Source organism: Arthrobacter woluwensis, from assembly GCF_030816155.1.
GTDB lineage: Bacteria > Actinomycetota > Actinomycetes > Actinomycetales > Micrococcaceae > Arthrobacter_E > Arthrobacter_E woluwensis_A.
Genome location: NZ_JAUSXR010000001.1, coordinates 3,466,190 through 3,491,397, shown reverse-complemented (window position 1 = coordinate 3,491,397; position 25,208 = coordinate 3,466,190). Strand labels below are relative to the sequence as shown.

The 25,208-nt window shown below is 69.7% G+C and carries 22 protein-coding genes, 1 tRNA gene and 1 pseudogene; 14 read left to right on the top strand and 10 right to left on the bottom strand.

Going from position 1 to position 25,208, the window contains the following annotated elements:
- Window positions 1–65: 65 nt before the first annotated feature.
- Together QFZ52_RS16035 and QFZ52_RS16030 are read right to left on the bottom strand one after the other, a co-directional pair.
- A pseudogene (locus tag QFZ52_RS16035) lies at window positions 66–1,458 on the bottom strand (aspartate aminotransferase family protein).
- 119 nt (window positions 1,459–1,577) lie between these two features.
- Window positions 1,578–3,068 (bottom strand): CoA-acylating methylmalonate-semialdehyde dehydrogenase, encoded by a 1,491-nt coding sequence (locus QFZ52_RS16030; protein WP_307498600.1) that lies wholly within the window; start codon window positions 3,066–3,068, stop codon window positions 1,578–1,580.
- 104 nt (window positions 3,069–3,172) lie between these two features.
- On the opposite strand from QFZ52_RS16030, the gene QFZ52_RS16025 reads away from it, so the two are divergent.
- The 5 genes from QFZ52_RS16025 to QFZ52_RS16005 all read left to right on the top strand — a co-directional run bounded on the left by QFZ52_RS16025 (window position 3,173) and on the right by QFZ52_RS16005 (window position 10,241).
- Window positions 3,173–4,930 (top strand): PucR family transcriptional regulator, encoded by a 1,758-nt coding sequence (locus QFZ52_RS16025; protein ID WP_307498599.1) that lies wholly within the window; start codon window positions 3,173–3,175, stop codon window positions 4,928–4,930.
- A gap of 127 nt (window positions 4,931–5,057) precedes the next feature.
- A complete protein-coding gene (locus QFZ52_RS16020) occupies window positions 5,058–5,951 on the top strand; it encodes a MurR/RpiR family transcriptional regulator (protein WP_307498598.1) in 894 nt (297 codons plus the stop codon).
- 467 nt (window positions 5,952–6,418) lie between these two features.
- Window positions 6,419–7,300, top strand: a complete 882-nt coding sequence (locus tag QFZ52_RS16015) for a M20/M25/M40 family metallo-hydrolase (RefSeq protein WP_373425729.1) — start codon at window positions 6,419–6,421, stop codon at window positions 7,298–7,300.
- Entirely contained in the window at window positions 7,297–8,646 is a 1,350-nt protein-coding gene (locus QFZ52_RS16010; RefSeq protein ID WP_307498596.1) for a DUF3100 domain-containing protein, read from the top strand. Before QFZ52_RS16015 ends, QFZ52_RS16010 begins: the two co-directional genes overlap by 4 nt.
- Window positions 8,647–8,897: 251 nt before the next feature.
- Window positions 8,898–10,241: an MFS transporter gene (locus tag QFZ52_RS16005; protein WP_307498595.1), complete on the top strand. Its 1,344-nt coding sequence runs from the start codon at window positions 8,898–8,900 to the stop codon at window positions 10,239–10,241.
- Between the two features lie 124 nt (window positions 10,242–10,365).
- Here the strand turns inward: QFZ52_RS16005 and QFZ52_RS16000 are convergent, their stop codons facing one another.
- Window positions 10,366–10,566 (bottom strand): hypothetical protein, encoded by a 201-nt coding sequence (locus tag QFZ52_RS16000; protein WP_307498594.1) that lies wholly within the window; start codon window positions 10,564–10,566, stop codon window positions 10,366–10,368.
- Window positions 10,567–10,743: 177 nt separating this feature from the next.
- Entirely contained in the window at window positions 10,744–11,493 is a 750-nt protein-coding gene (locus QFZ52_RS15995) for an SDR family oxidoreductase (RefSeq protein WP_307498593.1), read from the bottom strand.
- Window positions 11,494–11,688: 195 nt separating this feature from the next.
- Between QFZ52_RS15995 and QFZ52_RS15990 the strand changes: the two genes are divergently transcribed.
- Entirely contained in the window at window positions 11,689–12,051 is a 363-nt protein-coding gene (locus QFZ52_RS15990; RefSeq protein WP_307498592.1) for a cupin domain-containing protein, read from the top strand.
- A gap of 89 nt (window positions 12,052–12,140) precedes the next feature.
- Entirely contained in the window at window positions 12,141–12,767 is a 627-nt protein-coding gene (locus tag QFZ52_RS15985; protein ID WP_307498591.1) for a thymidine kinase, read from the top strand.
- Between the two features lie 48 nt (window positions 12,768–12,815).
- Here QFZ52_RS15985 and QFZ52_RS15980 read toward each other — a convergent pair whose 3' ends face one another.
- Complete coding sequence (locus tag QFZ52_RS15980) at window positions 12,816–14,108, bottom strand: helix-turn-helix domain-containing protein (RefSeq protein WP_307498590.1); 1,293 nt, start codon at window positions 14,106–14,108, stop codon at window positions 12,816–12,818.
- Window positions 14,109–14,543: 435 nt separating this feature from the next.
- On the opposite strand from QFZ52_RS15980, the gene QFZ52_RS15975 reads away from it, so the two are divergent.
- Window positions 14,544–15,221, top strand: a complete 678-nt coding sequence (locus tag QFZ52_RS15975) for a FadR/GntR family transcriptional regulator (protein ID WP_307498589.1) — start codon at window positions 14,544–14,546, stop codon at window positions 15,219–15,221.
- Between the two features lie 97 nt (window positions 15,222–15,318).
- Complete coding sequence (locus tag QFZ52_RS15970) at window positions 15,319–15,981, top strand: FadR/GntR family transcriptional regulator (RefSeq protein ID WP_307498588.1); 663 nt, start codon at window positions 15,319–15,321, stop codon at window positions 15,979–15,981.
- A gap of 40 nt (window positions 15,982–16,021) precedes the next feature.
- Here QFZ52_RS15970 and QFZ52_RS15965 read toward each other — a convergent pair whose 3' ends face one another.
- Complete coding sequence (locus QFZ52_RS15965; protein WP_307498587.1) at window positions 16,022–16,693, bottom strand: FadR/GntR family transcriptional regulator; 672 nt, start codon at window positions 16,691–16,693, stop codon at window positions 16,022–16,024.
- A gap of 203 nt (window positions 16,694–16,896) precedes the next feature.
- On the opposite strand from QFZ52_RS15965, the gene QFZ52_RS15960 reads away from it, so the two are divergent.
- The gene (locus QFZ52_RS15960; RefSeq protein ID WP_307498586.1) at window positions 16,897–17,892 is read left to right on the top strand and encodes an endonuclease/exonuclease/phosphatase family protein; all 996 of its coding nucleotides are present in this window, start codon (window positions 16,897–16,899) and stop codon (window positions 17,890–17,892) included.
- Window positions 17,893–17,917: 25 nt separating this feature from the next.
- On the opposite strand, the gene QFZ52_RS15955 is transcribed toward QFZ52_RS15960, so the two are convergent.
- Window positions 17,918–18,667 (bottom strand): hypothetical protein, encoded by a 750-nt coding sequence (locus QFZ52_RS15955; protein WP_307498585.1) that lies wholly within the window; start codon window positions 18,665–18,667, stop codon window positions 17,918–17,920.
- A gap of 189 nt (window positions 18,668–18,856) precedes the next feature.
- Window positions 18,857–18,929 (bottom strand) — tRNA-Lys (locus tag QFZ52_RS15950).
- Between the two features lie 159 nt (window positions 18,930–19,088).
- Here QFZ52_RS15950 and QFZ52_RS15945 point away from each other — a divergent pair.
- The 3 genes from QFZ52_RS15945 (at window position 19,089) to QFZ52_RS15935 (ending at window position 21,578) form a co-directional block, all read left to right on the top strand.
- Complete coding sequence (locus QFZ52_RS15945; protein WP_307498584.1) at window positions 19,089–19,733, top strand: hypothetical protein; 645 nt, start codon at window positions 19,089–19,091, stop codon at window positions 19,731–19,733.
- 216 nt (window positions 19,734–19,949) lie between these two features.
- The gene (locus tag QFZ52_RS15940; RefSeq protein WP_066213231.1) at window positions 19,950–20,567 is read left to right on the top strand and encodes a DUF47 domain-containing protein; all 618 of its coding nucleotides are present in this window, start codon (window positions 19,950–19,952) and stop codon (window positions 20,565–20,567) included.
- A complete protein-coding gene (locus QFZ52_RS15935; protein ID WP_307498583.1) occupies window positions 20,568–21,578 on the top strand; it encodes an inorganic phosphate transporter in 1,011 nt (336 codons plus the stop codon). It begins immediately after the preceding gene.
- Between the two features lie 34 nt (window positions 21,579–21,612).
- Here the strand turns inward: QFZ52_RS15935 and QFZ52_RS15930 are convergent, their stop codons facing one another.
- Entirely contained in the window at window positions 21,613–22,278 is a 666-nt protein-coding gene (locus QFZ52_RS15930; RefSeq protein WP_307498582.1) for a response regulator, read from the bottom strand.
- The gene (locus tag QFZ52_RS15925; protein ID WP_307498741.1) at window positions 22,275–23,885 is read right to left on the bottom strand and encodes a sensor histidine kinase; all 1,611 of its coding nucleotides are present in this window, start codon (window positions 23,883–23,885) and stop codon (window positions 22,275–22,277) included. Before QFZ52_RS15925 ends, QFZ52_RS15930 begins: the two co-directional genes overlap by 4 nt.
- A gap of 248 nt (window positions 23,886–24,133) precedes the next feature.
- Here QFZ52_RS15925 and QFZ52_RS15920 point away from each other — a divergent pair, with 248 nt between their 5' ends.
- A complete protein-coding gene (locus QFZ52_RS15920; protein WP_307498581.1) occupies window positions 24,134–25,150 on the top strand; it encodes a Bug family tripartite tricarboxylate transporter substrate binding protein in 1,017 nt (338 codons plus the stop codon).
- Window positions 25,151–25,208: the final 58 nt, after the last annotated feature.

Below are 25,208 nucleotides of genomic sequence, written 5' to 3'. Positions count from 1 at the left end.
CGCGCCGTCGAACGTTCGGCTCCAGCCTACTCAGCCGGCCCGGCAGCGCGTGGGAGGCCCGACGGTCAGGCCCGGGCGGCCACCGCGGCGTCGGCGACGTCCAGCGCGCGGTCGATGACGGCGAGCGCCTCCCGCAGCTGCTCGTCCGGGATGTTGAGGGCGGGCACCACGTGGATGCGGTTGAAGTTGGCGAACGGCAGCACGCCCCCGGCCTTGATCTCCGCGATCACGGCGTTCATCTCGGGGCTGGACCCGCCGTACGCCGCCAGCGGCTCGCGGGTCTCGCGGTCCCACACCAGCTCGATCGCCCAGAAGACTCCGGAGCCACGGACGTCGCCCACGCTCGGGTGCTTCTCCTTGAACGCCTCCAGTGCCGGGCCGATGATGCCCTCACCCAGGCGACGCGGCGTTCTCCACCATGCCCTCTTCCCGCATGGTCTCGATGGTCGCCACGGCCGCAGCGCAGGCGAGGGGGTGACCGGAATACGTCAGACCGCCCGGGTAGACACGCTGGAGGAAGGTGTCGAAGACCTCGTCGGAGATGATCACGCCACCGAGCGGAACATAGCCCGAGTTGACGCCCTTGGCGAAGGTGATGAGGTCCGGGGTGATGCCCCAGCGGTCGATCGCGAACCATTCGCCGGTGCGGCCGAACCCGGCCATGACCTCATCCGCGATGAACACGATCCCGTGCTTGCGGGTCAGCTCCCGCACGCCCTCCAGGTACCCCGCGGGCGGCCCGTAGATGCCTGCCGTCCCGGGGACGGATTCCAGGATGACGGCGGCCACATTCGAGGCGCCTTCCAGAAGGATCATGTCCTCCAGGTGCCGGAGCGCGCGCTCGGTCTCCTCGGCCTCGGTCGTGGAGCCGAAGTAGGAGCGGTAGAGATACGCGGGGAGGAAGTGCACCACGCCCGAGTCGCCGGCGTCGTTGGGGAAACGGCGCGGGTCGCCGGTGACGTTGACGGCCAGCTCCGTGCCACCGTGGTAGCTGCGGTAGGCCGAGAAGACCTTGCGACGGCCGGTGTGCAGGCGCGCCATGCGGATGGCGTGCTCGTTGGCGTCCGCTCCGCCGTTGGTGAAGAACACGTGGTTCAGGCCCTCCGGCGCCAGCTCGGTGACCAGACGGGCCGCCTCGGAGCGGGCCTCGTTGACGTGCTGCGGCGCGATGGTGCAGAGCTTGCCGGCCTGGGCGTGGATGGCGGCCACCACGCGGGGGTGCTGATGCCCGATGTTCGTGTTGACCAGCTGGCTGGAGAGGTCGATCAGACGCCGGCCCTCCCCGTCCCAGATCTCGGAGCCCGCGGCCTTGAGGATGGTCAGGGGGTTGAGAGTGTCCTGGGCGGACCAAGAGTGGAAGACGTGCGCGCGGTCCAGTTCGTGGGCGCGGCGTCCGGCTTCGATCTCTTCGGCGGTGGGTGGGATGGTCTCCGTGCCGGGGAGCGTCTCGAGGCTCATGAGAGGGTCCTTTGCGTCTAAGGGTGAATCTGAAGGGAATGCACGACGACGGCGCGCCCACCCGGGCGGGCCGTCCCCCGGCCGCCGGCTCCCCGCAGCCGCGGGGAGCCCGGGACGACTCAGGAGTTGGTGGGGAAACCGAGGTTGAGCCCGCCGTGGCTGGGGTCCTGCCAGCGCGTGGTCACCACCTTGCCGCGGGTGAAGAAGTGCACGCCGTCGGGCCCGTAGGCGTGGGTGTCGCCGAAGAGGGAGTTCTTCCAGCCGCCGAAGGAGTAGTAGGCCATCGGCACGGGGATCGGCACGTTGATGCCGACCATGCCCACGGTGACCTCGTTCTCGAAGCGGCGCGCCGCCCCGCCGTCGTTGGTGAAGATGGCCGTGCCGTTGCCGTAGAGGTTGGAGTTGATGAGCTCCAGGCCCTCGTCGAAGCCGGGGACGCGGACCACGGAGAGGACGGGGCCGAAGATCTCGTCCTGGTAGATCGTCATGTCCGGGGTGACGTTGTCGAAGAGGGTCGGGTTGAGGAAGAAGCCGTCGCCCTCGGCATCAGGGCTGGGGTGGCGGCCGTCCAGGACCACGGTGGCGCCCTGTTCGATGCCGGCGTCGATGTAGCCGGCCACCTTGTCGCGGTGGGCCGCGGTGATGAGCGGGCCCATGTCGCAGCCGCGGGTGCCGTCGCCGATCCGCAGGGTGCGGGTGCGCTCGGCGATCTTCGCCACGAGTTCGTCCGCGACCGCGTCCACGGCGACCACGGCGGAGATGGCCATGCAGCGCTCGCCCGCGGCGCCGAATCCGGCGTTCACGGCGGCGTCGGCGGCGAGGTTCAGATCGGCGTCCGGCAGGACCAGCATGTGGTTCTTCGCGCCGCCCAGGGCCTGGACGCGCTTGCCGGCGGCGGTGCCGCGTTCGTAGACATAGCGGGCGATCGGGGTGGAGCCGACGAAGGAGACGGCCGAGACCTCCGGGGAGTCCAGCAGGGCGTCGACGGCTTCCTTGTCACCGTGCAGGACGTTGAACACGCCGTCCGGCAGCCCGGCTTCCTTCCAGAGGGAGGCGAGCCAGTTGGCGGCGGTCGGATCCTTCTCGCTCGGCTTGATCACGACGGTGTTGCCGGCGGCGATCGCGACCGGGAAGAACCACATGGGCACCATCGCCGGGAAGTTGAAGGGCGAGATGATCGCGGCGACACCCAGCGGCTGACGCAGGGAGTGGACGTCCACCTTGGTGGAGGCGCTCTCGGTGTAGCCGCCCTTGAGCAGGTGCGGGATGCCGCAGGCGAACTCCACGACCTCCTGACCTCGGGCGATCTCCCCCAGGGCGTCCTCCAGGACCTTGCCGTGTTCGGCCGTGATGATCGCGGCCAGTTCGGACTTGCGGGCGTTCAGGAGCTCGCGGAAGGCGAAGAGGACCTGCACGCGGCGGGCCAGGGAGGTGTCGCGCCAGCCCGGGAAGGCGGCGGCCGCGGCGGCCACGGCCTCGTCGGTGGTGGCCTTGCTCGCGAGCGCGACCCGGCCGGTGACCTTGCCCGTGGCGGGGTTGGTGACGTCGCCGAATCGGCTGCCGTCGACCTCGACCGGCTTGCCGTTGATCCAGTGCGTGATGTTCTGCATGGTGGTCCTTTCAGGGAATGTCCTGGGATCATCCTGCGCCGGGAAATCAGCCCGCACACGCGACATACTGTCGCGCATTCGGCGGAAAAACATACACTGTGTCCATGATCCCGGCCTCATTCCCTTTCCAGCGGCCCCTCACCGTGCGGGACGCCCTCGACTTGGACGCCCTCCGGGCCGGATCCCCGGAGGTGCTGGCGGGCGAGGCCGGTCTCGACGCCCCGGTCCGCTGGGTGCACATCGCCGAGGAGGCGGAGGCCAGTTCGCTGCTTGAGGGCGGCGAACTCGTGCTCACCACCGGCCTCGCCTTTCGGCACTCGGCGGACCTGACCCGCACCTTCCTGGAGCGCTACCAGGCGGCGGGGGCGGCCGCCGTCGCGGTCGAACTGGTGGACGACGACGGCGCTCCCGACGTCCGCGCGGCGGCCCACCTCCGTGCCGCGGCCGGAGCCGTAGCCTGCCCGCTGATCCTCCTCACCCGCCGCGTGCGCTTCGTCCAGGTGACCGAGGAGGCTCATCGCGCCCTGATGGACCACCAGGTCCGGAGGCTCGAGCGCGCCCGCCACGTCCACGAGGTGTTCACGGCCCTGAGCGTGGGGAACGCCGGGGAGAGCAGGATCGTGGAAGCCACCGCGGCACTCCTGGACAGCCCCGTGGTCTTCGAGGACCCGGCCCACCTGGTGCTCAGCTACTCGGCGCGGGACCGTGACCCCGCACGGCTGCTGGACGGCTGGGCCGAGCGGTCCCGATTCGTCGGGTACCGCAACCAGACGGCCTTCGGCACGGGTGGGGACCGCTGGCTGCAGACACCGGTGGGCCTCACGGGGCAGCGGTGGGGCCGGCTCGTGGCGCCCGAGTTCGCGCCCGAGTCCGCACCCGGGTCTGCACCGGAGGAAGCCGGCAGCCCGGACGGGGACGACTCGGGCCGCGATCTCGCCGACGCCTTCCAGGTCCTCGAACGCGCCGGGCAGGCGCTGACGATGGCCCGGATGGCCGGTCGCGACCGGCGGGAGGTGCTCTTCCAGGCCCGCTCCGGCCTCATCCAGGACCTCCGCCAGGCCACACCACCGGACGAGCAGGAGGCGCTGGCGCGCGCCACGGCGCTCGGACTGTCCCGGGGCGCGGCGTATGTGCCGCTGGTCGCCCGGCTCGAGGCCGGCGTCGGGACTAGCACCGGGCCAGGGGCCGCGGGGGCAGGCTCGTCCGGAGCGGCGTCCGCCGTGGACACTCCGGACGCCACGGAAGTGCAGCTCCGCGAGCGCGCCTTCCTCGACGCGCTTCAGGCCTGGGCCCAGAGCACCCGGCAGTCGGCGCTCGCCTCGAGTCTGCACGCCGGATCCGTGGCGATCCTCCTGCCGCTCGCGGCACGGGAACTGGAGGACTCCGCGCTGCACCGCCTGGCCGCCGCCCCCCAGCTGGCGGGTTTCCGCTGGACCCTCGGGGCCGGGCGGGCGGAACGCTCCCTCGTCGCCGCGGCGCGGGGCCTGGATGACGCCGATCAGGTGGCGGAGACAGCCGCCACGCTGGGTTCCCGCCATCTGCCCTTCTATCGGTTCGCGGACATCCGGCTCCGCGGCCTCCTCGCCCTCCTCGGAGAGGACTCCCGCGTGAAGGCTTTCGCGCAGTCTGAACTCGGGCCCCTCCTGGAAGCGGGCAGGGCACCGACCCTTCAGCTGTTGCGGGACTACCTGGCACACGGCGGGAACATGACGTCGCTGGCCAAGGCGCGGAATGTCAGCCGCCAGGCCCTGTATTCCCACGTGAAAGCCTTGCAGGACCTGCTCGGCCTGCCCCTGGAGGATCCGGAATCCCGGGCCTCCCTGACGGTCGCGCTGCTCTGGCACGACCTCACCGGCTCCTGATCCCCGCCACTCTCCGCCACTTCGAAACAAGCCGCTCGTCCCAGCTCTGCAAAAACTTGTGCAGAAACGGCAATCTGCACATACAATTGCAAATGAGACGAGCATCACAAGCGAGAAGGAGGTGGCGATGACTCAGGACCAGCCCACCGGCGCCCCGGAATCCGAGGACGCCGCCGCCGCCGTCGGACAGCAGTGGCTCGGCGACGCCATCCCGCCCCTCAAGCTCACCAAGGCCCAGGCCCGCGTGGTGGACGCGCTGACGGTCAACCCGAAACTCGCGTCCTACGGCGACGTCACCGAGGTGGCCAACCGCGCCGGAGTCAACAGCTCCAGCGTGGTGCGGACCGCCCAGGCGCTCGGCTACCGCGGCTGGCCGGATCTCCAGCGCGAACTCCGCGCCCGGTATCTCATGCACATCGCCAACACTGCGCCGCTCTCGCACCGCGTGGAGGTCCGCTCGCCCATCCACGACTCCCTGGCCCACGACGCGGAGAACCTCCGTCTCGCCATGGAGAGCGTGGACCCCCAGGCCGCCGACGACGCCGTGGCCGCCCTCTGCGGCGCGCGCCGCATCGCCGTCGTCGCGCAGGGCTCCTACTCGGGCGCCGCCGTCGTGTTCTCCCACCTGGCCGCGACCATGGGCTATCCCGTGACGTTCGAAGGCCGCGCCGGAGTGCACCTGGCCTCGCTCGTCAGCTCGCTCGGACCCGGGGACGTCCTGGTGGTATTCCACCTGTGGCGACCCCTCAAGCACCTCACGGTCGCCGCCCAGCTCGCCCACCAGGCGGGCGCCACGGTGGTGGCCGTCACGGACCTCAAGTCCACCGATCTTGCCAAGGCGAGCCACCACCTGCTGCTCGTCCCGTCCGAAGGCGTCTACGCCTTCCAGTCGGCCACCGCCTCGACATCCGTGGCGTACGGCCTGCTCGCCGGCATGGAAGCGCGCGAACCCGAGCGCGTCAAAGCCGGCATCGAAAGAACCTCGCAGTTCTGGCAGGACCTGGACCTCTACACCACCTGAGTCCGGCGTCCCCACCCACCCCTTCCACACCCCGCATCTCCCCGCATCTCCCCGCCGGTCCCGCGCCGGTCCCGCGCCTACGCCTCCGGCCGCTGCCCCACACCCCGGGCCGCCCCTCCCTACCCCCTGCCTCAGGAGCACCATGCCTTCCGCCGCCCCCTTCAGCCAGAAGATCGACCAGGCCCTCAGCGCCGCACGCCCCGCCGTCCTGGAGATGGCCCGGTTCATCCACGCCCATCCGGAGCTCTCCTTCGAGGAGTTCCAGGCCGCCGCCGCCATCACCGACGTGCTGGAGAACGCCGGCTTCGACGTCGAACGGGGCACGGGCGGCCTCGACACCGCGTTCAGCGCCACCCTCGGCTCCGGCGACCTCGTCGTGGCCATCTGCGTCGAGTACGACTGCCTCCCGGAAGTCGGCCACGCCTGCGGCCACAACCTGATCGCGGGTTCCACCCGTCGGCGCAGCCCTGGCCCTCGCGCCCTTCGTCGACGAGCTGGGCATCACGCTCAAGGCGATCGGCACCCCGGCCGAGGAGCACGGCGGCGGCAAGTCCCTCCTGCTGGACGCCGGCGCGTTCGACGGCGTCGGCCTCTCGCTCATGGCCCATCCCGGACCGGAGGGCCGCACCGCCAACCCGCTCGGCACCAGCTCCCAGGCCGTCGGACGCTTCCGCGCCACCTTCTCCGGCCAGGCCGCGCATGCTGCCGCGATGCCGCACCGTGGCATCAACGCCGCCGACGGCGCGGTGCTGAGTCAGGTGGCCATCGGCCTCCTGCGTCAGCAGCTTCCCGACGACCACCGGGTGGCGCTCTTCGTCCGCGAGGCCGGCGTGGCCACCAACATCATCCCGGACCACGCGGTCGTCGACTTCGAGTGCCGCGCCTTCACGCTCCCGGAGTACGAATCGCTCGTCTCCCGCGTGCAGAACTGCTTCGAGGGCGCAGCCCTGGCGACGGGCACGGATCTGAGCATCGAGGACATCGAACCGCTTTACGAGCCTCTGTTCCAGGACCCCCAGCTCTCCGCCCACTGGAGCGAAGCGTTCGGCTCCCGGGGGCACGACGTCACGCCCGCCAAGGACTCCTCCGGCGGCGGCTCCACGGACATGGGCAACATCAGCCAGGTGATCCCCAGCATTCACCCCATGTTCTCCATCCCCGGGGCGAGCTCCCCGATCCACTCCGCCGGCTTCACCGCCGCCGCCGACACCCCCCAGGCCTACGAGGCCATGTTCGACGCCGCCTATGCGATGGCCTCCACCGTGGCCGCCGCGGCGTCGGATCCCGAGCAGAAGGCGCGCTTCACCGCGGCCGCCTACCACCCCGTCACCACCGAGGCCATCGCATGACCACCACCACCTCTCCCCAGACCACCCGGACCAAGGCCCTTCCCCTCGCGGCCATGGCCCTCGCCGTCGCCATCACGGCGCAGCTCATCGGCCCGCTCAAAGTCAGCATCGGCGTCGGCGCGCTCCTGATCTTCCCCATGGTGTGGGGGCTGCTCATGGGGCTGGTCATCTCGGTCCAGAAGATCAAGCCGCTGCCCGTCAAGTACCAACGGCTCGCGGCAGCCCTGTCCGGCGTCGCCGTCCTGGTGCTCTGCGCCCGCCTGTCCGTGGACATCGGGCCGAACATCCCCACCATGCTCAAGGCCGGGCCGGCTCTCCTCCTGCAGGAGGTCGGGCACTTGCTCGGGACCATCGTGCTGGCGCTGCCGCTGGCGGTGCTGCTGAAGATGGGCCGCGCGACCGTGGGCGCCACGTTCTCCCTGGACCGCGAGCCCGCGTTCGCCATGGTCTCCGAGCGCTTCGGGCCCAACTCGGACGAGTACCGCGGCGTGCTGGCCATGTACGTCTTCGGCACGGTGTTCGGCACCGTGCACATCAGCCTGATCTCGTCCCTCGTGGCGAACTGGAAAATCTTCGACCCGCTGGCCCTCGCCATGGGCGCGGGCGTGGGGTCCGGTTCCATGATGGCGGCCTCGGCGGCGAGCATCATCGGCGCCTACCCGGATGACAAGACGGCCATCCTCGGCATGGCCGCCGTGTCCAACATGATCACGAGCCTGCTCGGCGTCTACGTCGGCATGTACATCGCACTGCCGCTCGCGGACCGCGTCTACCGCCTGCTCACCCGCACCCCTGCCGCCGTCGCCGTCGCCGGGCCCGCCGCCGTCGCACCTGCCACCGACGACGCCGGCAACGCCACCTTCCGCACCGAGGTCGCCGACGCGACGGCTCACACCGCCGTCCCCTCCCGGGTCGCGCTGCCGATCGTCGGAGGCCTGGGGCTCGTCACTGCCACCATGGCGGATCTCGCCGCAGGCAAGGGTTTCAGCGTCCTGACGGTCGTCGGCTACCTGGTCATCATCGCCATGCTGCTCGCCGCCTACGGCCTGGCCAAGCTCACCCGCAACAAGGTGCAGGCGGTCATCTGGCTGACCACCCTGGGAGCTCTGGCGTCGAGCCCGCTCATCCCTCCGCTGGCCTCCTTCATGCACAGCACGGTCGGCGCCGTGGACTTCCTGTCCATCACCACGATCGTGCTGACGCTCGCGGGCCTCTCCCTCGGCAAGGACATCGGATTGCTCCGCAAGATCGGCTGGCGGATCATCCCGGTGGGCCTCGTGGCCATCACGGCATCGTTCCTGTTCGCGACCCTGATCGCCGAGTTCTCCCTGGGGTTCTGGCACTGAGCCGCCCCCTCTTCGCGAGATGACAGTTGGCGCCCTCACCCGAGCCGGGTGAGGGCGCCAACTGTCATCTCGCGGGCGCGACCGTGCTCCAACCCTCCGGCTTCACGCTTCAGCAACCTCGGAAAAATCGTAGACACGTTGTATACACACAATCTACAGTGTGTGTACGGTCACATTCCCGGCCCGGGGATCACCGTTCCACCCTGGCTCCGCCGCCCTGACGCAGCGGCCCCGGCATCAACGAGGTTCACATGAGCACACCCACCGTCACCCGCCCGGAACGGCGCAAACACACCACCCTCCCGGCGGTCGCCGCCTCCAGCCTGGCCGGCACCGCCGTCGAGTGGTACGACTTCTTCCTGTACGGCACGGCCGCGGCCCTCGTCTTCAACAAGCTGTTCTTCCCCACGGGAGACCCCGTGGTGAGCACCATGCTGGCCATGGGCACGTTCGCGGCCGGGTTCCTGGCGCGGCCGCTGGGCGCGCTGGTCCTCGGCCACTACGGCGACAAGCACGGCCGCAAGACCACCCTGGTGGCCAGCCTTCTGCTGATGGGCATCGCGACCGCCCTGATCGCCGTCATCCCGTCCTACGCCTCGATCGGCGTCTGGGCTCCCCTGCTGCTGCTCTTCCTGCGTCTCGTACAGGGCTTCGCCCTCGGCGGCGAATGGGGCGGCGCGGTGCTTCTCGTCTCCGAGTACAGCGACGACAGCACCAAGCGCGCCTTCTGGGCCTCCTGGCCGAACGTCGGCCCTCCGCTCGGCAACCTTCTGGCCGCCGGCGTCCTGGCCATCCTCTCCGCCGTGCTGCCGCAGGCCGAGTTCCTCGCCTGGGGCTGGCGCATCGCCTTCGGCCTGTCCGCCGTGCTCGTGATCATCGGCCTCATCCTGCGGCTCTATGTGCAGGAGACGCCGCTCTTCAAGGCCTCTCAGGCACAGGCCGAGGCGCAGCACGGCACGGCGGCCAAGCAGCCGGTCTTCACCGTCTTCCGCAAGCACTGGCGGGAGATCCTCATCGCGGCGGGCAGCCGGATGGGCGAGAACGCCGGCTTCTACATCTACTCGCTGTTCATCATCACGTACGTCACGGAGATCCTGAAGCTCAACCGTCAGGTCGGCCTGAACGCCGTGATGATCGGCCAGGCCGTGGCCGTGGTGGCCATTCCATTGCTCGCGATCCTCGCGGACCGGATCGGCCGCAAGCCGGTGATGATCGCCGCGTCCGTGGCCACGGTCGCCTGGGGCTTCGCCTTCTTCGCCCTGCTGGACACCAGGAATCCCGGGATGATCATCCTCGCGGCCGTGGGCGGCCTCCTGATCTTCGCCGCCTACAGCTCGGTGATCGGCGCCTTCTTCTCGGAGCTCTTCCCGACGTCGGTGCGCTATTCGGGGACGTCGATCGCCTACAACCTCGCGTCCCTCGTGGCGGGCTCGCTCTCCCCGATCGTCGCCCTGGCGCTCTACCAGGCCTTCGGCAGCGGCCTGGCGATCGGCCTGTACCTGGCGCTCATGGGAGTCATCTCGATCATCGCGGTGGCCTGTGCCAAAGAGACGAAGGAACTCAGGCTGAGCGATCTGGACATCCCGCGGAGCTGAACACGGCCCGGAACGCCGGATAAATCAACGCCGGAGAAACGCAGGATGCCGCCGGACTCTCGCTCCGGCGGCATCCTTCGGGTGCATCAGGCGATGCGGAGGGATTCCCCTCGCGTCTGCGGTGTCAGGCCATCTGGGCGAGGCGGCTCGACCGCCGCACCCACACGGCGGGGCGCCCGTCCACCATGGGAAGCACGTGCCCCTCGGGGATGAACTGCTCCTTGGAGGGATCGCCCTCCGGGAACCAGTTGCCCGAGGCCGGGCAGTGAGCGCCGGTCTCCGCAGTGGAAACGGCACGTTCATGGACCAAGGCGATGCGCTTCATCGTTGAAACCCCTCGTTGTCTTGCTAGTTCTCTGAAAGCTTGTCTTCAAGCCTAGAAAATCGGTCTCGGGCGCCCCATGTGCAGGTGAACAACGATCGTTGGAATCTCTGTACTCGCCGCCGGTGCACAGACATCCCGAGAGGAGTATGTGTTGTCCATCACATACTCCGTGAGGCATCAATCCGGATCCCGCCCGCTCAGCCACGCGTCAAACGTCTGCCGGCCCAGGACCGCCCCCGGACCAGGCAGCAAGGACCCGTCCCGTTGCGCCCGGCCGAGTCCGCCGGGCAAGGAGATCACGGGGATCCAGGCGCCCGCCCCCTGTGCACGTGCATAGGCTCGCACCATCCGCTCCAGACTCTCCTCCTGCGGTCCGGCGAGGTCGGCCACCCGTCCGGCGGGACCGCTTTCGACAATCTCCACCAGACGATCCGCGACCTCCTCGGCACTGACCGGCTGGACCCGACCGCGGGGCGCCAGGTGCAGCGGGCCCAGCCGCGCGCCGTCGTACATCTGCCGGGCGAAGTCGTGGAACTGCGTGGCACGCTGGATGCTCCAGGGGACGTCGCCGGACTCCACGAGACGCTCCTGGGCCAGCTTGGCCGCGTAATACCCGTGCGGCGCGCGGTCCACTCCGACGATCGACAGCGTCACATGATGCCCGACGCCGGTCGCCTTCTCCACGTCCAGGAGAGCCGTGGTGGCGGCGGTGAAGAACTCCGTGGCGCGGTCGGTGTTCAAGGTGTTGATGTTCAGCACGTCGACGACGGCGTCCGCCCCCTCGAGCGCCCGGCGGACGGCGTCGGCGTCGCGGATGTCCGCGCCGGCCGCGCGCGACAGCACCACGGCCTCGTGCCCCCGCTCCCGGACGGCCCGTGTGACACGCTCGCCCACGGTGCCACTGCCTCCTGCGATGGCGATCCTCATGACTGCCTCCTTGCCGCGTGGCAGGATCGCCCGCGGGACGACCGATCCTTCTCGGATCCCCAGCCGGCGACCCTTCCGCCATTCTGCACCCGGGGCCCGCCTCCGGCACCCCCTGGCCGCAGGGCCTCTTCCCCATACTGAACTGCCCGGTATAGTATGCGGACATCCACCGCATCGCCCCCGAGCAGGAGAACCATGGGTACCGAACCTTCCGTCACGGCACTGTGCCACGTCCCCACCGCCGAACTGGTCCACGAGGCCCTCCCGGCCGAGCAGGTCCTGAGCGGCTCCCCCACCGCGGCCGTCCTGGAACTCGAGGACCTCGGCGGCTCGAGCGTGGGCGTCTGGGAGATGACTCCGGGCGTCGCCACGGACGTGGAGGCCGAAGAGGTGTTCGTCGTGCTCGGCGGCTCGGCCCGCATCGACTTCCAGGGAGAGGACGGCGAGGTCACGCACACTCTGGAGGTCGGGCCCGGGGACCTGGTGCGCCTCCGGGAGGGGCAGCACACCGTCTGGACCGTGCACGAGACACTGCGCAAGGTGTACGTCAGCGCCTGAGTCACCTGGACCCGGGCGGCACTAGACTTATCAGTCATGTCCTTCTCTTGCCGCGCCTCCGCCGCGCCCCGGATCAAGGCCCTCTGAGCGTGGCCAAGCTCTACTTCCGCTACGGCGCCATGAATTCGGGGAAGTCCACGGCCCTGCTGCAGGTGGCCTTCAACTATGAGGAGCGCGGCCAGCGGGTCCTGCTGGCCAAGCCCGGGATCGACACGAAGGGCGACACCTCGATCGTGTCCCGCCTCGGCGTGAAGCGTGAGGTCGACTTCGTGATCCCGCACGACGCCGACGTCCGTTCCCTGGTCCGCCAGCGCGCGGCCGGCGACGATCCGGAGGCGCTCCTGGAGCACGTCGACATGGCCCCGGTGGCCTGCCTTCTGGTGGACGAGGCGCAGTTCCTCACGCCCGAACAGGCGGACGGGCTGTTCCGGATCGCCGTCCTGGACGACATCCCGGTGCTGGCCTACGGCATCAGGACGGACTTCCGCACGCAGGCTTTCCCGGGCGCGGCGCGCCTCCTCGAGATCGCCCACTCGCTCGAGGAGCTCAAGACCATCTGCCGCTGCGGCCGCAAGGCGGTGTTCAACACCCGGATCGTCGGAGGCAAGTTCGTGTTCGACGGCGGCCAGGTCGCCATCGACGGGGAGGAAGTCCAGTACGAATCCCTGTGCGGCAGCTGCTACCTCCAGGAGACCGGCGGCACCCTCAACCCCTGAGGTCTGGCGACACGTGGTTCCGCGCACCCCTGTTCTGGGCCCGTCCCGTCAGCTCGCCGCGCAGTGCGCGAGGGCCGGGGAAGGGTTCGCATAACGCGTCCGGGAGATCTCCAGGATCAGGTCCGCGACACCCTGCGCGCCCCTGAGGTTCCGCAGCCGGAAGAAGCCCTCCTGCGCGAGAGCCAGGCGGGCCAGCGCGTCGTCCGGCGCACCCAGTCCCAGCAGGATCCGCCCTCCGAGGAAGGCGGCCTCCGACGAGAGCCGGTCCATGCGCTGACTGCGCTCCTCGAACGGGGCCAGCTGATCCAGCGCCTCGGCGTCCCGGCCCTGGGCATGCAGCCACGATGCCCGCAGCAACCTCAACTCGCGCCGCGGCTCCTCGCCCGAACCCAAAATGTCCTGCCCCAGGATGGCCTGCGCGGAGCCCGCACGGTCAAGACAGGCGAGCGTGCCGTCGTCCGCCACCCCGGCCTCCAGCCTGGCCCGGGCCGAACCCAGGTTGAAGGTGGCCCACTCCTTCAGGTCGACCTGGGGCCGCAGAAGCCCGGCAGCCCTCTCATGGCGTTCGATCCCCCGCTCCGCCTGCCCGCGGGCGAAAGCCACATCCCCGACCACCCAGGCCAGCCGCCCTCTCAGGTGGGAGGGCGCCCGCTCGGGGACGACGTCGTCGGACGCCAGCTCACAGTGCCGCCACGCCGCCTCCTTGTGCCCCTCGCCCAGCAGTGTGCGGATGACGAGATGCAGGGCGGACAGGCGCACCATGGAATCCTCGCTGAGGACGGCGCCCTGAGTCAGGCCCTCCTGCGCCTGAGCCGCCGCCCCGCGGAACGACCGCTCGGCCAGGGACATCCGGGCGGACAGCTGAAGCGCCTCGGATCGTAAACCCGCATTTCCCGATGTCAGCGTGTTGGCCAGCAGCAGATTCACCAGATTCCGGCCCTGTTCGTGACGGCCCAGCCGGGTCAGGCATTCGGCCCTTAGGAGATTCATCTCGCACACGGTCGCGTCCTTGCGGCTCTCGCGGGCGAACTGTGCCGCCACCAGGGCGTGCGAGGCGGCCGATTCATAGTCGCGGACGTCCCAGGCGCACCACGCGTGCAAGGCGGCCAGGGAGTACTCCTGGTCCTGCACCGTCGGCTGAAGCGCCCACTGTTCCAGCTCGCCGGGCGGCAGACCGAGGCGGCGGGCGAGCCCGCCGAGGATCTCCATGGACGGCTCCCGGACGCCTCTCTCCAGCAGGGAGACGTAGCTGTGCGAACATTCGGGCCCGCCCAATTGCTCCTGCGTCAGCCCTCGCGACAGACGTTCAGCGCGCAGGCGATTGCCGAATATGCGGCCCATCAGGCGTTCCCTTCCTCCGGCCTTCACGACGACGGCGGCCCCTCCGGAGCCGCCTCCGGGCACGGCGACAGGGCCTTCCCTCGTGGTCAGGACCCGTCGCGGCCCTCAGGCGTTAAGGTATCAGCAAATGTCGGACATTTGAAGACGATCGTCGCGGTCGCCTTCTGCGCTCGGCGACGCACCCGCGGCGCCGGCGCCGGACGTCCCCGCGAACGGGACTCGGACCACGTCCGCAATTCATCCGAAGAAGCGACATCAAAAAAGCCTCGGGAACACTTCTTCGCCCGTAATTCCCAGTGCCGCCATTCATCCCGCCGGACGTCCCGGGCGAAGCGCGGCGGCGAATTCCGTGAGGCTCACCACCCCGGCCGGTCACACCGCTCGGATTTACGCATTACCCACGCATTTCCGTGCTAAATGTCCTACTCTTATGGGGTGCATCACCTACAACCCACTGTCCGCAACGTTCCGCTGTCCGTCCAGATCGGAACGCAGTTGCGCGAGCAGATCATGAATGGAACCTGGCCCGTCGGGACCAAGGTTCCGGGTGAGCACGATCTGGTCCGGACCTTCGGCACCAGCCGCAACACGGTCCGCGAAGCATTGCGGGCCCTGGTCCACCTCGGATTGCTGGAATCCCGCCCCGGAGACGGCACCTATGTCCGCTCCACCAGTGAACTCGGCGCCGTCCTGGGCCGCCGCATCTCCGAGGAATCGGTCAACGAAGTGTTCGAGGTCCGCGAAGCCCTCGAGGTTCAGGCTGCCCGCCTCGCCGCCTCCCGGATCACGGAGAGCCAGATCGGGGAACTCCGCGAGCTCCTCCGCGAGCGCTACGCAGGCGAGACGCCCGCGGACCGCCTGCAGGCCGATGTGCGTTTTCACCAGGGCATCGTCGCCGCATCCGGCAATCCGCTGATCACCGAACTCCATCACGGCCTCGAGCCGGCGGTGATTCACGATGAAAGCAATTATTCGGGCCTGAACACCGAGGGCTTCCTCCTCGAAGAACATCAAGCCATTCTCGACGCGCTCGAAAGCCACGACCCGGACGGCGCGGTCGCGGCGACACTTCAATTACTCGACGGCGCCAACAGGCCCAGCGCGTCGAAATAACTCCCGCAAGAGCGCCGTCGGGGCATCCCGGACGGCGAAACGCACACTCGCGCACACATTCATTCAATTAAATGTCCAGCTGTCGTACAATTGCCGAGTGCGTTCCGAACACACTCCCCAGAAGACCCGGCCCGTCGCCTACGACTTCAGCAAGAAGCTCGAACACTGGATCGACTCGGGGGTCTGGCCTGAAGGCGGGCTGCTGCCCACCTGGGACGAGCTGGCACTGATCTTCGGCGCTTCCGAACTCGAACACGCCCATGAGGTCCTGGACGGCCTCCACCGCCGCGGCATCCTCACCGCCAGACCCGCGGACGGACGCCTGGTGATCGCGGTGAAGGGCGGTGCGCAGGACAGCTCCACCCTCGCCGCCACCCAGGGCTCACCGGAGCCGGACGGCGAACGCTGGCGGCTGGTGTCGGAGACCCGCAGAGCGCTCCTTACGCAGGCCGCACGGCTTGCGGCCACCCGCGCCTCGGCCGACGGGCTGGCCCGGCTGGACGCACTTCTCGCCGTCGACGTCGAGCCCTCCGGAGCGCCTGGCGAGGACTTCGAGCGGGAAGTGATCGTGGCTTCCGGCAATGAGCTCATGCTGCGCATCTATGACCGGCTCTCCCTCCTGGAAGACATGACCCGGACGGCCGACGACGCGCCGGCGGTCGACTTCCCACGGGTCCGGTTCGCGCGGGGCGAGCTCCTGAGGGCGATCACCGCTCGTCAGCCGACAGCGGCCGCCCTCCTGGCCGACCGCATCCCCTGACGCTTCACCCGGCCTCGTCGCCCGTGCGGCGAGGCGACGTTCAGTCCGCTGCGCCGGGCGCCAGCACTTTGGCGCGGACGTGAGCCAGCAGATGGTCGACGGCGCGGGCGCTGGCCTGCACGTCACGGGAGGCCAGCGCCTCGACCAGGTCCTCATGCTCGGCCTGGAGGGACTCCTCCGGGGAGACCTCCTTCATGCTGCTGAAGTCGAAGACTCTCCCCTGGTCGAGCCCTTCGTACATCTCGACCATGAGCGAATTGCCCGTGGCCGCCACGAGCAGACGGTGGAAGCGGATGTCCTCGCGCGCCACGGTCCCCAGATCCGAGGCGCTCCCCCGGGCCCTGAGCGTGGTGCGGAGTTCGGCCAGCTGAGCCTCGGAGATGCGGTGCGCGGCGAGCCGGACGGCATACGACTCGAGCGCCTCGCGCGCCTCCATCGCATGCAGCGTGAGCTCGTCCTTGACCCGCCCCACCAGGGCGCCGGGCAGCTCACTGACGGCCCTGACGAACGTGCCCTTCCCGGGCAGGGATTCCAGGACACCGGCGTGCACCAGGCACCGCACGGCCTCACGGACCGCGCTCTGCGGGGCCGACAGGATGCCCGCGAGCGCCGCGTCATTGGGGATCTTCGACCCCACAGGCCACTCCCCCGCCCTGAGCCGACGTCGCAGCAGGTCCACGGGTTCGTCGGGTGTGCTGACAGTGGGGGCCACGGGACGGATCACCTGCGTTCGGGGTCTGAGGTTCGGGGGCGGAGGTTCGGGTTCTGAGTACGGCGCGGAAACCAGTGACTGTGAGTGTACGCCCGGCGACGGCGCCCAGCCCGCTCCCGGATTCGCTTGATAAATGTAGAACAATCCGGTCCGGCCCTTCGCCGGACCGACGACGCCTCGCACCCGCCCCCAGGAACCCCCGCGTGAACCCCCTGAACCCGACCCGCACCCCCGCTCCCGCCTCAGACGACCGGACCCGCGCCGCCCGTCTCCGTCCGCGGGATCTGGTGCTGCTCGGCGCCGCGGCGGCGATCACGGCGGCCGCGTTCCTGCACCTGGTGCTCACGGGACCCGCCGGAACGTTCTTCGCGATCATCCTCCCGTGGCTCTGGATTCCGGCGCTGCTGTGCCTGGGCTTCATGCCCTGGGCACGACGGCGCGCCAGGGCCGCCCTCCTGATCCCGCTCCTGGCATGGGGGCTGATGGCCGCCCCCGCTCTGATCCCCCTCCAGTCCTCGGCCGTTCCTCAGGCGCAGTCCGGCGCGGACGACGGGCGGATCACCGTGGCGAGCCAGAACGTGCACGCCGGCAGCGGAGCGGACTCCACGGCACGGGCGGCGCGCGCACTCGCAGAACGGGGCGCCGGCGTCGTCGTCCTGGTGGAGCTCGACGACGCCGGACGCAGGGCCGCGCGGGAGGTTCTGGCGGAGCGCTATCCGCACGCGTACACCGTGGGAACGGTGGGCATCTGGAGCCGGTATCCGCTCAGCAACACCCGCGCGCTGGGCCTGGGGCTGGGCTGGAAGCGGGCCGTGGCGGCGGACGTCGAGGCGCCCGGCGGGACCCTGACCCTGTACGCCGTGCATGCCGCCTCGGTCCGGCCCGGGGAACAGGGCGCCCGGGACGAGATGCTCCGGGATCTGTCCCAGGTGATCGCGAAGGACGACGCGCCGCGGGCCGTGGCGGTGGGCGACTTCAACGCGGTGGCTCAGGACCCAGCCCTGGCAGGGATCCGCTCGACTTTGTCCGAACCGGCGCAGAACACCCCGTCCTTCGGGTTCAGCTGGCCGGCCGGGCTGCCGCTGGCCCGCATCGACCACGTCTTCCAGCGCGGGCTCGTGCCCCGGGAGAACACGATGCTGCGGGCCGGCGACAGCGACCATCTCGCCCTCGTCGCGTCCTTCGACAATCCGCTGTGACCCGGGCAGGCGGTCCGCGCGGGCGTCAGCGGTCCCGGGGAACCGACCGCACCGGAACGTCCTGCCCGTCGTGGGTCGTGGCCGGAAGCTCCCAGTGCCGGCTCCCGGGATTCCGGAGGTCCAGGTAGAAGAAGCGCCGGCCCGGGCCGCTCGCCAGATAGGACCGGGTGGCGTACACGGAGGTGAAGTCGAGGAAAGCGTCCGGGCCGGCCACCCGGAACCCGGACCGCCGCAGGAACTCCGGGAGCCAGGGGTCGGCCTCCGCTTCGATGACACCGTGGAGGAGCGGGGCCCCGGACAGCCTGCAGTGCCAGACGAGCGCGTCGAAAAGGGCCTTGCCGGTGCCCCGGCGCCGATGTGCGGGACTCACCGCGACGGCCACCAGTTGCGGGGTGTCCGCCAGGCCGCGGAGTGTGAGCTCCTCCCGGCGCGAGGGACTTCCGGCCACCGCATCCTGGATGGAGGCGGTGCTCGGGGCCACCACGCCGCCACCCACCACGATCCCCTCCTGGTCCACCGCCACGAGGACCGTGGTGGCGAGCATGAGCGCCGTTGGGGAGGACGGTTCGCCGGCGCCCTTGAGGATGACCTTCCGGAACGCCTTCATGCCGAGAGCCCGTCGTGGGACCGCATCCCCCAGCCGGGGGTCCCCCACGCCGTGCTCCGCCAGAAATCTCTCGCTCAGGCCCGCCTCGGCCATCACCCGCGCCAGCCCTGGGCGGTCTTCCGGCCCGGCCTCGCGGACGATCACCACGTCCTTGCCTGCTGAATTCATCCCCGCTCCATCCGTGTCCCCCATGCGCCCCTTGCACACGTCTTTCAGCATCATATGTCCTACATTTACAGGAGCTGAAGGGCAACGCGGATCTGTGGACAGGAGGCCGTGTCCTCACCGGCTCGCACCTCCCGCGCGCCGGTTAACGACGACGGCCCCGGAATCGTGAGATTCCGGGGCCGTTCCCGGTGGGCCCTGAGGGGATCGAACCCTCGACCTATGGATTAAAAGTCCACTGCTCTACCAACTGAGCTAAAGGCCCAACCGTCCCTAGGGACGTCACTACTCTACCGTAGGCGCGCAAGGGGTTCCGGCACGCGTCCCCGCACCCCAGGCGGCGTTCCGCGCAGGGCCTGCGGCAGCCGTCGTGCGGCTCCGCGCCACTCTGGCATGGCTCCCGCACCAGGCGTAGCGTAAGGGCATGAGCGAGAACCCGGGAGCAGCCCCACGGCACCACAAGCCGAAGCCCTTCGCACCCCTCGATTTCGAGCCGTTCGCAGGAGGCGCCGACCCCGCGCGCGTCTCCGAAGCGGCCCACCTCGCGGCGCATGCCCTGGTGAAACACGGCCGCGCCACGGACGACCCGGACGTGACGAAACGCCTGGTCAAGCTCGCTGACCGGCAGGGCATCGAAGTGATCGCCGAACTCTGGGCCGAGAGCCCGGCGCACTCCCTGCCCGGCGCCCTCTGGCGGCTCTACGCGCTGCGGGCCGCGGTCGTGAAGGATCCCGACCGGATGGCCCTGTACTTCAACGCCGGGAAGGAAGGCGCGCAGGTCTCCCACGTGGTGGCGGGGGCGGCCGAGCCTCCGGGCGCCGACGAGATCCGCCACATGTCCGACGCCATCCTCTCCGGAGCTTTCGACGGCGAGTTCGACGTCGCGCTGGAACGGTTCGCCGCGTTCTGCCGGGTGATCGCCCTGGGCCAGGCGCGCCTGGCCGACGCGGCCGAACTGGGCAACGAGGCGAACGCCACCCGCCTCACCCGCGACTCCCACCGACTGGTCCGCACGGCCGATGACCTCGAATTCGCCGCTGCGGCATGGCGCAACGGCCACCTGGACTGACCGCGCACTGAATCACTCATTCCGGAGCCTGTCAATGTTGACTCCGGGCCACGGAAGTAGAAAACTGAACTTGGTGTCGGGCCGCGAAACCCCCGGGCTTCAACAATTCGCCGCTTCGAGCGGCCTACCGCCGAGAGGCGTATCCGGTCCGGCACCATTCTCACGCTGAGGTCCGTGCCTCAAGATCTTTACGCCAGCCAAGGACACCGGTACGACGTGAAACTCAGCCTCTTCCCGCAGGAGACTGCAGGCCTCAAGCTCCTCACCCAGCTGGCCCGCCAATTGGTGCTCGGCACCGGGACCCTCTCCGAGCTCCTGGGAGCCCCCGCCGCGGATTTCGACCGTCTGGTCGAAGAGATGCATCAGCACGAGGGCGAGTCCATGAACCTGCATTACGCGCTCCTGACCCATATGCGCACCAGCTTCATCAACACCCTCCCGCGGGAAGACATGTTCAATCTGTCCCGGTACCTCAATGACGCCATGGAGAAGCTGGACGGGGCCGCCGAGCTGATCGGGCTCTACAAGCTCGAACGCCTTCCCACCCGCGCCGCTGATCAGCTGGAGATCATCACCCGGCAGGCGGAACTCACCGTGGAGGCGATGCGCCGGCTGGACGACCTGGATGAGCTCGAGGACTACTGGATCGAAGTGCTCCGGCTGGCCAAGCGTGCCGAGCGCAGCCACCGCGTCTGGGTGGCGGACATGCTCCGCGACATGAAGTTCGCCCAGTACACCCGCCACCGGGACGTCGCCAACCAGCTGGTGGAGGTCACCAAGGACATGCGCCGCGTCGCCACCTCCGTCGGGGCGATCATCGTCAAGGAATCATGAGTGATCGCCCTCTTTCTGGTCCTCACGGTCCTGCTGACGGTCACCTTCACCTTTCTCAACGGCTTCCGTGACGTCTCCTCCGCGATCGCGTTCGCGGTCCGCTCCCGGGCGCTGACCGCCAGTGTCGCCGTGGTGCTCGCGGCCTTCTTCAATCTGCTCGGCGTGGTCCTGGCGTTCCCTCTGGCCCTGGAGATCGGCGCCAACTGGCTGCACCTCCCCGAGGGGCTGAACGGACTCAGTCTGCTGGTCTCAGGTCTCGCCGCCGGCATCATCTGGAACATCTTCACGTGGTGGAAGGGCATCCCGTCCTCGTCGACGCACGCCCTGCTGAGCGGCTTGTTCGGAGCGGGCGCCGCCGCCATCCTCAAGGGCGGGACGGAGATCCCGGAAGCCTCCGCCACCCTGTGGAACTCGGTGGCGCTGCCCCTGCTCCTCTCCCCCGCGCTGGCCTTCGTGCTGTCCTACGTGCTGGTCTGGCCGACCACCTGGGTGGCCCGGAATCAGCCGCCCAACGTGGTGAACCGGCGGCTCCGCCGGGCCCAGGCGATCACGGCGGGTGCTGTGGCGTTCGGGCACGGGCTGCAGGACGGTCAGCGCACCTTCCTGGTCCTGCTCATGGCGTTCTTCGTGGCGGGCTACGACGACGGTCAGCAGCTCGCCTTCATGATGGTGACGCTCGTGGCCGCGGCCATGACGGCCGGCACGCTGTTCGGCGGCTGGCGCATCTCCTACACCCTGGGGCACCGGATGATCCGGGTGGACCCGCTCCGGGGCTTCGTCACCCAGGCGGTCGGGTTCGCCCTCCAGTTCGCCGGGGCCATCGCCCTCAGCTGGCCCATCTCCACCACCCACACGATGGCGGCGGGCATGTGGGGTGCGGGGACGAACCAGCGCTTCTCCCAGGCCAACCGGCCCCTGATCCTGAAGATCCTCGGCTACTGGGTGATCACCCCCGTGGCCACGGCAGCCCTGGCGTTCGTGTTCCAGATGGCGCTCTCCGCCCTGGCCTGAGGCGGCGTCTGTGGCGCCCTCACTTTCAGCGCTCTCACTTCCAGACGTACCGCCGCTCCGGCCGTCCGACACCCCCGTACCGCAGACGCACCACCGCGCGCCCCTCTTCGGCGAGGTACTCCAGGTACCGGCGAGCGCTCACCCGGGACGTGCCGAGGACCGCGGCCGCCTCCGTCGCGGAGACGTCGCCGTCGTGGTCCTTCAGGAGAGCCTCCACCATGCGCAGCGTCTCGACGCTGCACCCCTTGGGCAGCGGCCGTTCGCGGTGCGCGACGCCGAAGACGCGGTCCACATCGGCCTGGTCCGCCACGCTGCCGGACTCGGCGAGAGGGCGGTAGCTCTGCTGGTAGTGCACCAGCCGTTCCGCCAGGTCCTGAGCCGTGAAGGGCTTCATGAGATAGTGCACGATCCCGCCCCGCAGGGCCTTGCGCACCGTCTCCATCTCCCGGGCCGCGCTGATGACGAGGACGTCGAGCTCGGGCTGGAGCGTCCGCATCTCCTGCAGAAGCTCGAGCCCGCTCCGATCGGGCAGGTGGATGTCCAGGAGCACCAGATCCGGCCGGGTCCGCTCCACCTCTTGCAGAGCCTGCGACGCCGTGTGGGCCACCCCCACCACGCCGAACCCGGGAACCTGACGGACGAACCCCGCATGAACCTTGGCCACCATGAAGTCATCGTCGACGATCAGGACCTTGATCATGCCTGCGCCCTTTCCCTCTCCGGCGGCCCGTCCGCCGCCTCCACGCCCCGGCCGAGCACCGCCGTGAACACAGCGCCCCCGTCATTGAGGACCTCCACGTCCCCACCACGGCGCCGGCAGACCAGCTGGGTGATCGCCAGGCCGAAGCCGTGGCCGCCCTCGCCCAGCGCATCCTTGGTGGTGTACCCCTGCCGGAAGACCTCGCGGATCTTGTCCCCGGCCACGCCCGGTCCAGTATCCCGCACCCGCACGCCGACCCGGCCGCCGTCGTCGCTGATCTGTAGCGTCACCCGGGCGTCGGGGCGTCCAGCGACCGCGTCCAGCGCGTTGTCCACCAGATTCCCGACGACGGTGCACAGGTCCCGTGACAGCCCCTCGCCGACGCGGCCCAGCCGGGAGTCCGGGTCGAGATCCAGGGGCACGGCCCGCTCGGCCGCGAGGCTGGCTTTCGCGATGACCAGCGCGGCGACCGCGGGGTCCTGAAGGCGTTCGGTGACCTCGTCATAGAGCCGGGTCCTGCTCAGCCGGACGCCGTCCACGAAGCGGAGCACGTCGTCGTACTCGCCCAGCTGGATGAGGCCGGAGATGGTGTGCAGCTGGTTCGCGAACTCGTGGGTCTGGGCCCGCAGGGTGTCGGTGGCGCTGCGCGTCGCGCCGAGCTCCTGTTCCAGGGCGGCGAGCTCGGTCCGGTCCCGGAGCGTGGTGACGGAGCCGATCTCCCGGCCGCGGTTCACTACCGGGCGCCGGTTGAGGCTCACGAGCCGTTCGCCCGCCAGGACGATCCGGTCCTCCACGGCGTCGTCCCCCGCGAGGACCTCCCGGAGCCGCGGATCCACCCCGAGCTCCTCCAGGCTGTGGCCCTCGGCGGAGCGGGGCAATCCGAGCATGGCGCGGGCGCTCTCGTTGAGGAGGGTGATGCGCTGCTTCTGGTCGAGGGCCAGGACGCCCTCCTTCACCCCGTGCAGGATGGCCTCGCGGTGCTCCACGAGACCCACGATCTCCTCGGGTTCCAGGCCCAGCGTCTGGTTCTTGACTCTCCGCGAGAGCAGGACCGAGCCGGCCGCGCCCAGCGCGAGGGAGACCCCCAGGTACGTGACCAGATCGGGCAGCGCCTCACCCAGGCGGTCCAGCACGGACGGGTACTCCCGGCCCACGGCCACGAACCCCACGAGTTCGCCGCCGTCGCTCAGCACGGGCACATGCGCCACGAGCGCGTGGTGACCGGAGACATCGGCCGCGCCCGTCCACGCCCGGCCTTCCAGGACGTGGCTCTGGCCGAGGTCCAGCCGCGTTCCCAGCAGCGACGGATCGGGCGTGGTGAGGATGACGCGGTCCGGACGCACGAGCAGCACGAAATTCGAGCCGGAGACGGTCCGCGCGGACTCCGCCACGGCCGGGAGGGCGGCGCCGTGGCCGGGCTGGGCGCCGGGCAGGAGCGTGCGCACGGCGGGCATGGCCGCCACGGACTCGGCGGCGGACAGGGCGCGACGGCCCTCCACTCGTTCGAAGGTGTCCTCCGACTGCGCGAGGGACACCGCGATCACGCCCACCAGGACGGCCAGCACGATCAACAGCTGCAGCACCAGGTACTGGGCGGCCAGGGACATCCTGGCCCGTCGAGGCCACCAACGCGTCATGGGGCACTCACGGGACGGGTCCTTGTCCTTTCTTCCCGGGGACGGACGCCCCCGCATCCATCATGACAGCCCGAAAGGGTATGTGACCGAGAACACAATGAACACAACGATCTTTGAGAACTCAAGGGTGACCCACCTCACATCCCCGCATAGCGTGAAGCACGTTCTTTCCGGAACCCCCTCATGACAGCGACGTCATGCGAACAAAGGAAGTACCAATGCGTTCACTCAAAGCCGTCCGCCTCGCCGCCGCCGCGCTGGGCCTCGTTCTGGCCGCCACCGGCTGCGGCGTCACCGGCTCCGGCGGTTCGAACCCCCAGGGTTCGGCGTCGGGCGCCTCCAGCGAACCCCTCAAGGGCCTGCGCATCATGGTCCCCAACAGCCCCGGCGGCGGTTACGACACCACGGCCCGCACCGCCGCGAAGGTCATGGGCGAGACCAAGACCGCCACCAATGTGGAGGTCTTCAACCTGGCCGGCGCCGGCGGCACCGTGGGCCTGGCCCGCCTGGTCAACGAAAAGGGCAACAAGGACCTCACCATGCTCATGGGCCTGGGCGTGGTGGGCGCCAGCTACACCAACAAGTCCCCGGCCAAGCTCACCGAGACCGTGCCGCTCGCCCGCCTGATCCAGGAGCCCGGCGCCATCATGGTGCCCAAGAGCTCCCCTTACAAGACGATCAAGGACCTGGTGGACGCCTGGAAGGCCGACCCCTCCAAGCTCGCCGTCGGCGGCGGCTCCAACCCCGGCGGACCGGACCACCTCCTGCCGATGCAGCTGGCGCAGGCCGTGGGCATCGAGCCCAAGAAGGTCAACTTCGTCTCCTTCGACGGCGGCGGCGACCTCCTGCCCGCCATCCTCGGCAACAAGATCGGCTTCGCGGCCTCCGGCGCCGGCGAGTACATCGACCAGATCAAGTCGGGCGAGATCCGCGTCCTCGCGGTGAGCGGCGCCCAGCGGCTGGACGGCGTGGACGCCCCCACCTTCAAGGAATCCGGGATCGACCTCGAATTCACCAACTGGCGCGGCATCGTGGCCCCTCCCGGCATCTCCGACGCCGACCGCGACAAGGTGATCGCCACCCTCAAGAAGATGCACGACACGGACGAGTGGAAGGCCGCCCTCAAGACCCACGGCTGGACTGACGCGTTCATCACGGGCGACGAGTTCGGCGCCTACCTGAAGGACCAGGATCAGCGGGTCGCCGACGTCCTGAAGAAGCTGGGCCTGGCGTGAGCCATAGCGCCGCAGACGCCGGGGGTCACGCGGACCCCGGAGGCCTCGGCGCCGGGCA